The sequence below is a fragment of the Rhizobiaceae bacterium genome (assembly GCA_023953835.1).
Taxonomy (GTDB): Bacteria; Pseudomonadota; Alphaproteobacteria; order Rhizobiales; family Rhizobiaceae; genus Mesorhizobium_G.
Window position 1 is genome coordinate 33299 of record JAMLJB010000002.1, and the last position, 13694, is coordinate 46992.

13 protein-coding genes and 2 pseudogenes are annotated in these 13694 nt (G+C 60.8%); 1 reads left to right on the forward strand and 14 read right to left on the reverse strand.

What is annotated here, in order from left to right; translation table 11 throughout:
• Positions 1-13: 13 nt before the first annotated feature.
• From M9924_17980 to M9924_18000, 5 genes and pseudogenes are all read right to left on the reverse strand, one after another.
• Positions 14-892, reverse strand: a pseudogene (locus tag M9924_17980) (NAD(P)/FAD-dependent oxidoreductase).
• Positions 893-1003: 111 nt separating this feature from the next.
• Positions 1004-1219: pseudogene (locus M9924_17985) on the reverse strand ((2Fe-2S)-binding protein).
• Positions 1220-1249: 30 nt separating this feature from the next.
• The gene (locus M9924_17990; protein ID MCO5066287.1) at positions 1250-2209 is read right to left on the reverse strand and encodes an aldo/keto reductase; all 960 of its coding nucleotides are present in this window, start codon (positions 2207-2209) and stop codon (positions 1250-1252) included.
• A complete protein-coding gene (locus M9924_17995; protein MCO5066288.1) occupies positions 2209-2964 on the reverse strand; it encodes an SDR family oxidoreductase in 756 nt (251 codons plus the stop codon). Before M9924_17995 ends, M9924_17990 begins: the two co-directional genes overlap by 1 nt.
• Before the next feature lie 58 nt (positions 2965-3022).
• Entirely contained in the window at positions 3023-3532 is a 510-nt protein-coding gene (locus M9924_18000; protein ID MCO5066289.1) for a nuclear transport factor 2 family protein, read from the reverse strand.
• A gap of 226 nt (positions 3533-3758) precedes the next feature.
• Between M9924_18000 and M9924_18005 the strand changes: the two genes are divergently transcribed.
• A complete protein-coding gene (locus M9924_18005; protein MCO5066290.1) occupies positions 3759-4529 on the forward strand; it encodes an SDR family oxidoreductase in 771 nt (256 codons plus the stop codon).
• A gap of 60 nt (positions 4530-4589) precedes the next feature.
• Here the strand turns inward: M9924_18005 and M9924_18010 are convergent, their stop codons facing one another.
• The 9 genes from M9924_18010 to M9924_18050 all read right to left on the reverse strand — a co-directional run bounded on the left by M9924_18010 (position 4590) and on the right by M9924_18050 (position 13638).
• Positions 4590-5453, reverse strand: a complete 864-nt coding sequence (locus M9924_18010) for a DMT family transporter (protein MCO5066291.1) — start codon at positions 5451-5453, stop codon at positions 4590-4592.
• A 138-nt stretch (positions 5454-5591) separates the two neighbouring features.
• Positions 5592-6353: an SDR family NAD(P)-dependent oxidoreductase gene (locus M9924_18015; GenBank protein MCO5066292.1), complete on the reverse strand. Its 762-nt coding sequence runs from the start codon at positions 6351-6353 to the stop codon at positions 5592-5594.
• Positions 6353-7135, reverse strand: coding sequence for an SDR family oxidoreductase (locus tag M9924_18020; GenBank protein ID MCO5066293.1), 783 nt, complete (start codon positions 7133-7135; stop codon positions 6353-6355). Before M9924_18020 ends, M9924_18015 begins: the two co-directional genes overlap by 1 nt.
• Before the next feature lie 305 nt (positions 7136-7440).
• Complete coding sequence (locus M9924_18025; protein MCO5066294.1) at positions 7441-8232, reverse strand: aldolase/citrate lyase family protein; 792 nt, start codon at positions 8230-8232, stop codon at positions 7441-7443.
• Between the two features lie 73 nt (positions 8233-8305).
• On the reverse strand, positions 8306-9730 hold the full coding sequence (locus M9924_18030; protein MCO5066295.1) for an alanine racemase: 1425 nt from the start codon (positions 9728-9730) through the stop codon (positions 8306-8308).
• 30 nt (positions 9731-9760) lie between these two features.
• Positions 9761-10672: a dihydrodipicolinate synthase family protein gene (locus M9924_18035; protein ID MCO5066296.1), complete on the reverse strand. Its 912-nt coding sequence runs from the start codon at positions 10670-10672 to the stop codon at positions 9761-9763.
• Positions 10673-10751: 79 nt separating this feature from the next.
• Positions 10752-11876: an ABC transporter ATP-binding protein gene (locus M9924_18040; protein ID MCO5066297.1), complete on the reverse strand. Its 1125-nt coding sequence runs from the start codon at positions 11874-11876 to the stop codon at positions 10752-10754.
• Positions 11876-12712 (reverse strand): carbohydrate ABC transporter permease, encoded by an 837-nt coding sequence (locus M9924_18045; GenBank protein ID MCO5066298.1) that lies wholly within the window; start codon positions 12710-12712, stop codon positions 11876-11878. The genes M9924_18040 and M9924_18045 overlap by 1 nt, the downstream gene beginning before the upstream one ends.
• Positions 12709-13638, reverse strand: a complete 930-nt coding sequence (locus M9924_18050) for a sugar ABC transporter permease (GenBank protein ID MCO5066299.1) — start codon at positions 13636-13638, stop codon at positions 12709-12711. The genes M9924_18045 and M9924_18050 overlap by 4 nt, the downstream gene beginning before the upstream one ends.
• Positions 13639-13694 lie beyond the last annotated feature (56 nt).

The following is a 13694-nucleotide window of genomic DNA, read 5'->3' on the forward strand; positions in this document are numbered from 1 at the left end:
CGTCCCGTTCCGCCATGAGATGGCCCCGCCGTTCGTCGAAGCGGTGACGGCACCCCAAGGCGCGCGCGATCTCGTTCGACGGCAGGAACCCGAAGCCGACGCAGACCGTATCGACGGCGAATGTCTTCTCCGTACCGGGCACCGCGTTGCCGCCGTCATCGATCTCGGCGATGACCGCTCGTTCGACAGCGCCGGCACCTTCGGCACGAATGACGGCATGGCGGTGGAACGTCCGGATACCAGCCCGGCGCAGCTCGCGCTGATAGCCGATACCATCGCGCACCAGATCGGGTGCTGTCACCGCCATGCTGAACATGCTGGACAGGGCGTGCGATCCGGGCTTGCGCGCCGCTTCTGCAAGGGCGACGACCTCGACGCCGGCGCGGGCAAGTTCAGCCGCCACCTGCAGGTTGAGTGGTCCGTTCCCTCCGACCAGCACGCGCTTGCCGGGGCCGAGCTGGTAGGAACGCAGGAGTGTCTGCGCCGCGCCCGTGGTGATGAAGCCGGGCAGCGTCCAGCCCGGCACGGGTACGCCGCGCTCATATGCGCCGGTGGCCAGCACCAGCCTTTTCGGGCGGATGACGGCCGACGCCGTCGCGCTGTCGGCCAGAATCTCTTCGCGTCCGTAAGCTGCCCACACCGTCATACCGGGAAGATAGCGCACACCCGCCGCTTCGGCGCGGCGGATCAGGGCCCGTCCGCTGCGGAACTGCTTGTCCGCACTTGTCTCATCGAGCCGAAACCCGTCCGCCGGTTGCTTGTAGAACTGGCCGCCCAGCTTCGCGCGCTCGTCGACCAGCAGGACATCGAGCCCGGCCTCGGCGGCGACGGCTGCGGCTGCCAGCCCCGCCGGGCCGCCTCCGACGACGAGCACGTCGGGCGAAAGCTCCATGATCTCAGGGGCGCCGTCGACCGGCACCGGTTCGGGCCGCGCCGGCAGCGGTGTGATATTCATCCCGTTGCGCACAGATGTCATGCAGGCACGCTGGTTGCCGGCTCCGTCAACGTCGACGATGCATTCCTGGCACACGCCCATGCCGCAGAACATTCCGCGCGGCTCACCGGCGGCGGTGGTGCGGCACACTTTCTCGCCTGCGGACACCAGCGCGGCCAGAACCGACTGTCCGGCAATGGTTTCCACCGGACGGCCTGCGAAATGGATGGTGACGGGCGCTCCGGTCGCGGTCACGCCCTTCGATATTCCATGTTCGCCAGCCATCGTGACCTTCTTTCGGCCTAGGGTCAGGACCTAGGATTGGAGTGTGCTGGCGCTGTCGAGCATGTCAAGCGCCGCCTTGTCGAGTTCGAGTTCCGTCGCCGCCGCGAGTTCGGAAAACTGTTCGACGCTGCTTGCGCTGACGATCGGAGCGGTGATGCCGGGCTGCGCCATGACCCAGGCCAACGCGACCTGCGCATGCGACGCGCCTGTGCGGCCGACCACACTGTCCAGCCCGGCGAGGATGCGGGTTCCGCGTTCGTTGAGATAGCGCGGCGCGATCCGTTTGCCGCGCTCGCTCCCGGCGTGGTCGGCGGCGCTGCGGTATTTGCCGGAGAGGAAGCCCTGTGCCAGTGCGTAGTAACTGATGACTCCGACGCGTTCCGCCTGAACGAGCTTCGCGAGACCCGTCTCGAATTCACCCCTGTCATAGAGATTGTAGATCGGTTGCAGGCTCTGGTAGCGCGGCAGGCCGGTATCATCACTTATGCGGAGTGCCTGGGCAAATCGCTTTGCCGTAAAATTCGAAGCGCCGATCACGCGCACCTTGCCGGCGTCGACAAGCCCGGCAAACGCTTCCAGCGTGTCCTGCATCGGCGTGTTCGGATCGTCTTCGTGGGCCTGATAGAGGTCGATGTAGTCGGTCTGCAAGCGACGAAGCGAACCCTCTATGGCGCTGCGCATATAGGTGGGCGACAGGCCGGATTTGCCGGGTCCCATCTCCAGCCCGAACTTGCTGGAGATGATCACCTTGTCGCGGTTGCCGCGCGCGCGCAGCCATTTGCCGATCAGGGTTTCGGATTCGCCGCCATGGTTGCCCGGCACCCAGTTGGAATACATGTCCGCCGTATCGATCAGGTTGAAGCCGGCGTCGACGAACGCGTCCAGCAGGGCGAACGTGCTTTTCTCGTCGGCGGTCCAGCCAAAGACGTTGCCGCCGAAGCAAAGCGGTGCGACTTCGAGCTCGGATGTGCCGAGGCGCCTTTTCTTCATCAGCCTGCCTCCGTCTGATCAGGGCGCGCGAAATGCAGGCCGCCGGAAACCTGGTAGGTCGGCCAGATCTCCATCAGGCTGACATTGACGTGCCACGGCATTGCGATCGCAAACGCAATCGATTCGACGATGTCGGCGACCTGCAAGGTGGCGAAGCCGTCGATGAACCGCTTCCTGGCTTCCGCTTCGTCGCCGATCGTCTGGGCGAATATCTCGGTGGCCGTGCGTCCGGGGCAGATCTCGGTCACACGTATGCGCTTGCCGTGCAGGTCGATGCGCAGCTGCCGTGAAAGCGCATGCACCCCCGCCTTCACGGCATGATAGGCCGCATGTCCCGGAAAGGATTGCAGGCCCGAGATCGATCCGATGTTGATAATATGGCCAAGATCACGCGCCATCATTCCCGGCAGCGCCATGCGCGTGACCTGCAGCACGGCGGCAAGGTCGACATCCACGATGTCGTCGAGGTGCTGGGCGGTGGCCGTCGTGATCGACCCGTCACGATTGACGCCGGCATTGTTGACCAGCACGTCGATGGGCAGCGGCGTGATCACCTCTTCCATGGCGGCCGTATCGCGGACATCGACCGCATGGGCGATGCAGCCGGTGCGCGCGACGAGTGCATCGAGACGATCCTTGCGACGCCCGACCGCGTGCACCGTCATGCCCTCCTTGGCCAGCCTCTCGACAAGGCCGGCCCCTATGCCGGAGGTCGCGCCCGTCACCAGGGCGGTTTTGTAGTCGCTGAAAGACATCTGCATCTCCTCGCGTTGCCGGCCGGGGGCGGTATGTGTTCGCTCTGCGAACTATTTTTCAGTAATTCGACGGTGGACGATCGATGATCGGGGCAACCCAGCCCTCCGGCGGCTGGCTGCGCGCCGACGGAAAAAGGTTGACCGTGAAGCCGGCGTCGTTGCCGTTCATGGTCTGCTTGCGGCGGGCCAGCCGCCAGCCTTCAGGCAACCGGACGAAGATGTCCTGATATTGGCCCCACACCGTGGCTGTGCCGCCGTCGGGTCGCTCGTGCCACGCGATGATATAGCTGTTGGCGCTCGCCTGGTCCGCGGAATCAAAGGTAATCTGGATGTTGGAAAGGTGATGCGAGGTGCGCTTCCATCGCCACAATCGCTCGAGTCCCTTGTGAATTGCCGCCTTGCCGTAGCTTTTCAGGCGATCTTCGGGTCCGTACTCGACCACGCAGTCCTCGGTGAAGATCGCGGCGATGGCGTCGAGATCCATGGCGTCGAGCGCCCGGCAATATTCGTTCAGCAGGAACGAAATTTCTTCACGGTCGCACAGTCTTTGCAGCGGCGAAACTTCCATGGTCAGGACTCCGGGATGATTGTCTGAAGGTGATTGTGCGCAAGATGCATTCGATGGGCCAGTGCCGGAAACAGGGCAGCCATTATGGGGAGATTCCATTGTCCATCAAGATCGCGCAAGTTCGATTTGTGCGCAATACGAATTTTATGTGTCATTTTCGCACATTCCAGCTTGACCGGTCTGGAGATACGTGAAAACCATTGCCCGACAAGAATGGAGAACGGTTGTGCTGGATTTGAAGGATAAGGTCGTACTCCTGACAGGGGCCGCAAGCGGTATCGGTGCCGAAACAGGCCGGATTCTCGGCGAGGCAGGTGCGCAGGTCATCGGCCACTATCGCGCCGAAGTTGAGCGCGCGGGCGCCGAAAAGGCGCTCGCCAACGTGCCGGACGACCGCAAGACCCTGATTGCCGGCGATTTCGCCAATCTGGCCGAGGTCGACAAGATCTGGGAGGATGCGCTCGCATGGCGCGGCAAGATCGACGTCCTTATCCTGAATGCCGCGACGCTGCTGTGGGGTGGCCTGGATGACAGCCAGGAGGTGTGGGATGCGTCGTGGATGCCGCAGCTTCAGATCAACACGATCGCGCCGGTCCAGTTGATGCGGGCGGCGGTCAAGCACTTTGTACCGCGCGGCGGCGGGGTCATCGTCACAATTGCCAGCTGGAATGCCCACCGCGGCGCCACCAATCCGGCACAGATCGCCTATACGGCCTCGAAAGCGGCCGTCAAGTCCGCGGCCCAGACGATCGCGCGAGGCTATGCCAAGGACAAGGTGCTGAGCTACATCATCTCTCCCGGCGTCGTGCGCACCCGCATGTCGGTCGAATTCGCCGAGGCGCAGGGCGGGGAAGAAAAGGTCACGGCCAATCTCGCCATGGGCGAGTGGGTACCGCCGGAGGAAATCGGCTACCTGATCGCGTTCCTGTCCACGGGCAAGGTTCGCCACCTGACCGGCGCCACGCTCGACGTCAACGGCGCGTCCTATCTTCGCTGAACATTTGCGGTTGTCGGGAAGGTAACCCCCTTCCCGCTTCCTACGCGCGCGTCGTACGTGCTACCTGCGAAGCACGCGAAGCAGCATGGTCGTCACGCCGAGACCGGTCACGATCCCGGCAAATGACAGGACCGCAGCGAATATCTCCAATCCATTCGGTATCTGGTTCAACACCGGGATGGATATGACAATGGAGACAGCGGGAACGATCGAGGGAAACAGACCTGATCGTCCCGCTCCGAGATGGCGAACCGCTGCGGCATAAGCAAACAGGCCGACAACCCCGCTAAGCCCGCCGTGTATCATTCCCTGTATGATCATCGAGGAAACCGGCAAGTCCGGGATGCCCGCAAGGAACAGGTAAATCGGGACATAAATGGCGGCGGAGATCACCGTCAGGGCCGCTGTGCCACGCAGCGCATCGACTTTCCATTTGCTTACGAAGAAGGTGAACAGGCCCCAGCAGAACCCCGCGCCGGCAAGGGCCAAATCACCCAGCCACACAAGCTCTCCGCCATCGCCGCCAAGCGTGTGGAGAACGATTATCACCTGAGCCACGATCAGGATAGCGGCGCCGACGATACGCGATGTTGTGATTGTTTCGCCAAGCCACATATATCCAAGGAACAGGCTCGACAGCATGCTTGCCGCCGGCGGAATGATAACGCCGTGCGACAATGGCGAAAGCACGAAACCTGTGTTGATCAGCAGGACGAATATCGGACCGCCAAACAAAGCCAGCGGAATCGCATGCGACCAGCCGACTCCGCCCATATCTCCAAGCCCCATCCGAAGCGCGATCGGGAGCATGAGGAGACCGCCGAAAGTAAAGCGGACGAAGCCCGAATCCTGCGGCATGAAGCCTTCGAGCGCACCATACTTCGCAGCGACATTATAGACTGACCAGGCAAGAGCCGCGCACACGCCATACGCGATTCCTCGAGCCACAGAGGACTGTGGCGGGACAGTCGCCTCTTTCTGCATCTGCTTGTCTTTCGTCTCGTGACATTTGTTGCCCAAAGCCTTGCGGGTGACCGAAACTCGGCCCGGCCTCGGGAGAATCTAAAGCGTTGGCTCCAGCCTGGTATTGATGACAAGTTCCGCGACCGACCCGTTGTTCGGCATTCTGAGCAGGAATGCCGCCGCCTCGGCAATCGTCGTGGGCGCGATTCGACCGGCCCCCGGCATCACTCCGGGAATGCCGGCGATGAAGTCCGTATCGACCGCTCCGGGGCAGAGCGCGGTCACGCGAACGCCGGACTCCCACCCTGCAAATTTTGCCGCATGGGAAAGCGCCAGCATGGCGTGCTTGGTGGTTGCATATGCAATCGACACGGACGCATCGCGATAGCGCTTTGCGTCCGTGGAGGCGACATTGATGATCCGTCCATGCCCACATTTCGCAAGATGCGGAAGGGCTAGCCTGATCAATCGAAACGGAGCTTTGACATTGATTTCCCAAAGCTCGTCCAGTGCGGAGTCGTCGCCCTCCGTGAACGACAGGGGCTTCATGCGACCGGCATTGTTGATGAGCGCATCGATCCTGCCGAACCGCTCGATGGTTGCGTCGACCCAGCCCGACCCCGTCTCTGCCTTGGTGGCATCGAACGCGCTCGCCAGGACCCGGGAGCCGAACGCGGCATACTTGCCTGCCAGTTCCCTGGGGCGACGACCGCCCAATGAAAGCGTATATCCCTCGTCGAGCAACCGGTGCGCGATGGCCGCTCCGATACCGGTGGACCCGCCCGAGAGCATGACGACCCTGCCCTCGACCGGAAGAAGCTCCGAACGTGTCTCGCGGGGATCGGCAATGACTTCGACCATCAGAAAAGCCCCTGGTATACGCCGCCATCGTTGACGATATTCTGGCCTGTCATGTAGCCGCTCTGTGCAGCGCACAGGAAAGCGATCAGGTCACCGCATTCCTGCGGGTCCGCAAAGCGCCCGGCCGGCGTCATTTTCAGGCGGTCAGCCACGATTGCGTCATAAGTGGTGTTGCCGCGCGCGGCGTGATTGTGGAGGTTGGTGCGCAATGCCTCGGTATCGAAAAAGCCGGGACAGACCGAATTGATCGTCACATTGTCCGCCACCAGCTCGCGCACCATGGATGCGATCGCGCCTGCCAGTGCGAGCCGCGCGCCGTGGCTGTGTCCAAAGTTCACCTGCGGGAACTTGATGTTCGACACCGATATATTCACCACGCGGCCAAACCTGCGTTCGGCCATGCCCGGCACAATTGCCCGGATCAGCTCCAGTGAAGAGAAGAAGTGCATATCGAGCCACTTCAGCCATTCTTCGCGTGGCAGCGTGCGAAAATCCGCGGGGGTCTGGCGCGCGCCGGGGTTGGTGACGAGAATATCGGCATCCGGCAGCGCGTCGATTGCGGCTTGCTGGCCCTCGGCGGTGGTTATGTCCACGGCCACGAATGAGATGTCGCGCCCGGTCTGCTCCGCGATTTCTTCCGCAGCGATCTTCAATGCGTCCGCAGAGCGCGCCGCCAGAACGACATCCACTCCTTCGCGCGCGAGCGCCAAAGCCGCGGCTCGTCCGAGGCCCCTGCTGCCACCGCAGACCAATGCACGCCGTCCGGCGATTCCGAGATCCATTGTGTTGTCCTTACATCCAGCAGCCAGACCGCAAAGCTAGAGCGTTTCATGGTCAGGTTGAATCATTCTGTTTGTCGTTTGGCGAGGCGATCTACGAGGAAGGTCGCGAAGAACGGGCTGGTTGCCCGGTCGAGCGGCATGACGAAGTGGGTGTCCGCCAAACGCAAACCCGAAGGGCCGGGCCGGTTTGCGCCAAATCCTTCGGTCTTTGTCTTGTCCGGGCCACCAGCCCGACCTGCGACAAACCCCTTGGCCTTGTCGCAAGCCATCGCCGGCAGAATGCTTCAACCTAACCATGAAACGCTCTAATAAGTCTTGCTCTGCGGCGCGAGCGATGCGGCGCCGCGCATCGACCCGATAATCTCGGATGACCTCGCCGTCATCATGCGTGCGTCCGACGCAACGGTCACGAACTTGAAGCCAAGGTCGATCATCTTGAGCGCATAGGCGGGCGTGCCGTTCTGGATACCCGCGACAATGCCCTTCTCGGTCGCCTTCCGGACGACCATCTCGATTGCCTCGACAACCGGCTTTTCATCCTGATCGAATTTCGGTGTGCATCCCAAGGCAAGCGACAGATCGGCAGGGCCGATATAGATCGCATCCACGCCTTCAACCGCGAGTATCTCGTCGAGATTGTCCAACGCCTCCTGGGTCTCGATCATGACGAATGTCACGATTTCGTCGTTGGCATGCTGGGGATAGTCCGCACCGGCATAGAGTGTCGCGCGGATAGGCCCGAAGCTCCGCCTTCCGCGCGGAATGTACCGGCACGCGGACACGAAATCATGTGCGTCCTGCGCCGTGTTGATCATCGGGCAGATGATGCCGTAGCAACCAGCGTCCAGCATCTTCATGATGATGCCCGGCTCGTTCCAGGGAACGCGCGCCAATGGCACTGTCGAGGTGGTCGAGATTGCCTGAAGCATCGCGATCGACGTGGCATAGTCCTGCACACCGTGTTGCAGGTCGATCGTCAGGCTGTCCCATCCGGCATGCGCCATGACTTCTGCCGAGAATGAATTCGGAATCGCCAGCCATCCGTTGATGGCCGCACCGCCCGAGTCCCAGATTGTTCGAAGGTTGTTTTTGCGCAACGGTCTGCTCCACAATGGGAAGATATTTGAACCGCCCGGCGGAATTGCCCGCCGGGCGGATATTTTTCGGAGTTCAGGCCGGTGCGAAGGAAGCGGCCAGAAGCCTCGGCGGAACACGGAAGCGACCGGCGATGTCCTTAAGTTGCTCGCGTTCCGTGATGATCTCGGCGGTATCGCCCTTGACGAGTACGGTCGCAGGCAGGAGCTGGGCATTGTAGCGGGCCGCGCACGACTCCGTATAGCCGCCGGTGTCGAGGAACGCGACAAGATCGCCACGCTTGAGTTCGGGCATCATCCGCTTCGCACCCACTTCATCGGAGTTGCAGAGAGGCCCGACGAGGTCGACCAGTTCTGAACCCTTGGCGCCCGCATTCACCACCGGAACGGCATGATAATACCAGTCGAGAACGGCGGCCCAGGGGAGATGGTTCGTAGACAGGTCCAGATTGACCCACTTCTTCCTGTCTCCCTGCTTCACCGCGCCGACCGTGCCGACGGTGATGCCGGTCGGACCGGAAAGCGAGCGACCGGGCTCCATGCGAAGCTTCGGCAGAGGCAGGTTGTGCTTTGCACATTCATCCTTGATCGCAGCGCAGAGATGCTCCGCATAGTCGTCGGGCGTCGGCGCGGATTTGTCGTCGAGCTGCGACTTGGGACCGGTCCCGTACGGCTTTCCGAATGTCCAGCCACCACCGAGATCGATGCAGGGCGGTGTCCAGCCCGTATTGTCGCGGAGATAGGCCGACCACACGATCATCTCGCGGGCCATCACCGCAAAGTCACGCGGATCATTTGTCATGCGCGACAAATGGAAATGCGTTTCCTTGAGGTTGATATTCGGGAGCTTTTGAGCGCGCTTGACGATCTCGACAGTCTGCTCACGCGACATGCCCCACTTCGTGCTGTCGCTCTGCTCTTTCATCGACCCCGGTCCGTGCATCGACACACCGTGGCGGTCGCCAAGCGGATCGAGGTCGAGCTTGAGACGAATTCCGATATCGACGTCCTTGCCGACCCGCTTGCTGATTTCGTCGATCAGCTCCAGTTCGTCCATCGCATCAATGTTGATGCACAGGCCGTTGTGGATCGCCATCTCAAGCTCTTCAGGCTGCTTGTTGGAGCCGTTGAGCGCGAGCTTCTTGGGATTCGATCCCGCGAGAAGCGCGAGGTACATCTCGTTGACGCCGAAGCAATCGCCGCCGGCGCCTTCCTGATTCATGATGTGCCTGATCGCGAGGCCGTTGTTCGACTTGTTGGCGAACAGGATTTCGACGTCCGGGTAGCGACTTGTGAAGGCGTCCCGGAACCGGCGATATGTATAGCGAAGCTGGTTTTCCGAGATGATGTAGAGCGGCGTGCCGAATTTGCGCGCAAGCTCCGCTACGTCGCATCCATCGACCCACAAATTGCCGTTCGGCCCGATGCCGAAAAACTCGCCGAAGCTTTCCTTGTAGGTGCGCGGCTCAATCTTGGATGGGATCTGCGCTGCGATTGTCATTTGTTGTCTCCTTGCGATGCAGTGACGAATCTATGCCTTGAGCAAGCCGAGTTCGATCAGGCCCTTGCGAAGCCCCTGAATCTGTTCCTCTCCCAACGGACGCAGCGGAGGCCGCGGATCTCCGCCACCCGGAAAGCCCATCAGATCCATTGCCGACTTGGTCGCGGGATAAAGCGTGCGGCCCTCTGAAGTCAGAAGTTCGGTCAGGAGGCATCCGATCTTCTGCAATTCGGCAGCGCGCTTCTTGTCACCGCTCTTGGCGGCCTCAAAGAGGGGGCGGCCCACATCAGGCCAGACATTCGGAAAGCAATCGACGAAACCGTCGGCACCAAGCTGGATCGCTGGAGCGCCATATACGGAAGAAGGTCCGCAGAACACGCGGATCTTGTCGGCAACCGTGATCAGCGTGGAGTAGAAATTGTTCCAGTCGCCCGAGCTTTCCTTGATCGCGACAACCGTATCGAGGTCGGCAAGCCTGTTGGCAAGCTGTGGCGACAAGGCGTTCACGGCATTGCCGGGGATGTTGTAAAGCAGGATCGGCACCTTGGTGCGGCTCACGACATCGCTGTAGTGGGCGAATATCTCGTCGTCGGTCAGCTTCACGAAGTAGGGCGGGAGGATCAAGACGCCGTCGACCCCGGCCTTCGTCGCCATGTTTGTCAAGGTAACCGTTTCCTCGACGGTGACGGCCCCGGTTCCGACGATCAACGTCACTCGACCGGCCACGGCCTCGACTGCCAGTTCGTAGTAGCGCTTGCGCTCCTCGTGGCTCAGCGTCCAGAATTCGCCGGTACACCCGGCAACGACAAACCCGTCCGATCCGGCAGCGATAAGCCGCTCGAGATTCGCGACAAAAGCCTTTTCATCAATCTTACCATTCTTATCGAAGGGCGTTGTCATGGCCGGAAATGAACCCGCCCAATCGATACTGTTTCTATCCACTTTCAGTCTCCTAACATTCTAGAGGTGGGAGGATCCCCATTGGAATAACCGGAGCGCGGCACCGGATCGATTTGACCCGTCACGGCTCCTTGGCCGGCAAACGCCAGCCGGACGCCCGATCGAACAGGTGAAGGCGCATGCTGCGAAATGCGACGCGGACGCCCTGGCCCTGCTCAAGATGGACATGTGCGGGAACGCGCGCCGTGATCAGCGCATCCGCAACCAATAGCTGGACGATGCTCTCGTGACCGGTCGGCTCGATCAGCTTGACCGTCGCGGGGAAACCCTTGTCATCGAGGTAAATGTCCTCTGGCCTGATGCCGAGCTTGATGGCAAGTGGATCGCGGCTTTCGCGCTCAACGTGACTTGCTTCGAGCGGGATCGTCAGCGGACCCAACCGGACTTCGGGCCCCTTGCCGGTCCAATGAAGATCCGCATCCAGCAATGTCATCGCGGGGGTGCCGATAAACTCGGCTACAAAGACATTTGCCGGGGCTTCATAGATTGTGGACGGCGTGGCGAATTGTTGAAGATTGCCCTTGTTCATGACGGCGATCCGCGTCGACATGGTCATCGCTTCAAGCTGGTCATGCGTGACATAGACCATGGTCTTGCCGATCTTGCGATGCAGCTCGATCAGTTCGGCCCGCATGTGTGCGCGAAGCTTGGCATCCAGATTTGAAAGCGGCTCGTCCAGCAGGAATATCGCCGGCTTGCGCACGAGCGCCCGACCAAGCGCAACGCGCTGCTGCTGGCCGCCGGAAAGCTGCCGCGGCTTGCGGTTTAGGTATTGTTCCAGTTGCAGAAGGCGCGCCACGGACTCGACCATCGCCGGTCGTTCCGCCTTCGGCACGCCCCGCTTCTTGAGCGGATAGGCAATATTGTCGGCGACGGTCATATGCGGATAGAGCGCATATGACTGGAACACCATTGCGATGTCGCGCTGTGCAGGCGCGACATTCGTCACGTCCCTTTCGCCGAAATTGATCGATCCGCTGGTTGGAAATTCAAGCCCGGCGAGCATGCGAAGCGTTGTCGTCTTGCCGCAGCCGGAGGGTCCCAGCAGGCTGACGAACTCGCCCGGCTCGATCTTGAGATCCAGCTTGTTCACTGCAACGGCGCTGCCGAACTGCTTGTGCAATTTGTCGAGGGTAATTCCCCACGCCGATTGCTGGTCGTTCGTTGTTTCCAGGCCACGCTTCATCAGCCCTTGACTCCCGTTCCGGCAAATCCCCGCAACAGGAAGCCCTGCAGGAACATGAAAATGATGATCAACGGCAGGCTCATCGCTACGGATGCCGCCATCAACAGGGACCATTCGATATTGAAGGATGTCACCAGCATGGAAATCACGCCGGTGGTTGCGGGGCGCGCCTCATCCGTGTTCACCAGAATGAGTGCGTAGAAATACTCGTTCCACGCCGCAATGAACGTGAACAGGGCCGTGGACACGATTCCCGGCAGTGTCTGCGGAAGCACGATGTCGAAGAAGGCGCCAAGGCGACTCGCGCCATCGACGAGGGCCGCCGACTCCAGGTCCTCCGGCATGCTCGCCATGAACGAACGCAGAAGCCAGAGCGCATAGGGCAGCGCAAAGCTCACATATGCTATGACGAGACTGAAAAGCGAGTTTGCAACGCCGATCCTTACCATCATCAGGTAGAGCGGAAGCACGAGAACAACCGAAGGAAGAAGATATGTGAGCAGGACGAGGGTCGCTATCCGTTCACGACCCGGATATATGAATCGTGTAAGGCTGTATGCGCCAAGGACCGCGATTACGATCACGACGACTGTTGTCATCGTCGATAGAATAATGGAGTTTCGCATGTACTTCAGGAACGACGTCTGTTCGAACAGCGTCGCGTAGTGTTCGAAGGTGATCCTCGTCGGCCAGAAGCTCGGTGGAATCCGGAAGAGTTCGGTCTGCGGTTTTATCGACGTCAGGACCATCCAGATGAATGGAAAGACGATGATGAGGATGATCGGCCAAACAATGAGGCTGATCAGGAATCGGCTGCGCGCGCTGTCCTCTCTCATGCGTCCTGCCCTCCCCTGCCCTGCGTCCGATAGAGGTAGAGGACCATGAAGATCAGCAGCACGACCAATATGCCGATCGCATAGGTCGATGCCTGGCCCATGGCGTTCATGCCGAAGGCCTGCTTGTAGACCAGAAGCGGCAATGTCTGCGTCGACGTGACCGGGCCGCCTCCGGTCAGGAGGTAGATCAGGTCGAACTCCTTGAAGTCCCAGATGGTGCGCAGGAGAATGATGACGACCAGCACATCCCAAAGCTGGGGCAGCGTGATGTCCCAGAAGCGTGACCACGCATTTGCGCCGTCGATCCGCGCCGCTTCATAGAGTTCGGACGGAATGGTCTGGAGCCGTGCGAGCACCGCGATGACAACGAAGGGGAAATATTTCCACGTGCCGACGAGGACCACGCTGATCATTGCGTTCGGCATGGAGCCGATCCAGTCCAGCGGCATGTCGGACAAGCCGCTGGCAAGCAGGGCCCGGTTGAGAATTCCGTAGACGTCGTTGAACATCCACCGCCAGATGAGGACGGCCACAACCGTCGAAACGAAATACGGGAACAGCACGAGGCTGCGCGCAAGCGACTGGAAATGGAATTTCAGGTTGAGCAGCAGGGCCATCAGGATGCCGACGACCACCTGGAGCGTCAGCGTGCTCACCGTCCAGACGATGGTTGTCCTCAATGAGGTCCAGAACTCGCTGGAGGACAGCATCCGGCGATAGTTTTCAAGACCGACCCATTCGCCTTGCAGGGTTGGCGTGTAGATTGAAAAGAAAGAGAGATAGACCGCGTAAACAAGCGGATAAACAATCACCAGCAGGAATGTCAGCAATGTCGGCAATATCAGCAACATGCCGAGCGCCGAGTATTGCCGGGACAAGGACCATCCCTTCGTCAAGCGCGCGGTCTCACCTGTCAAAGACGGCATGGAAAAGCCTCATTCGGGCACATCAAGGCATTCCCGGCGACTTGCGGCGGACAAAT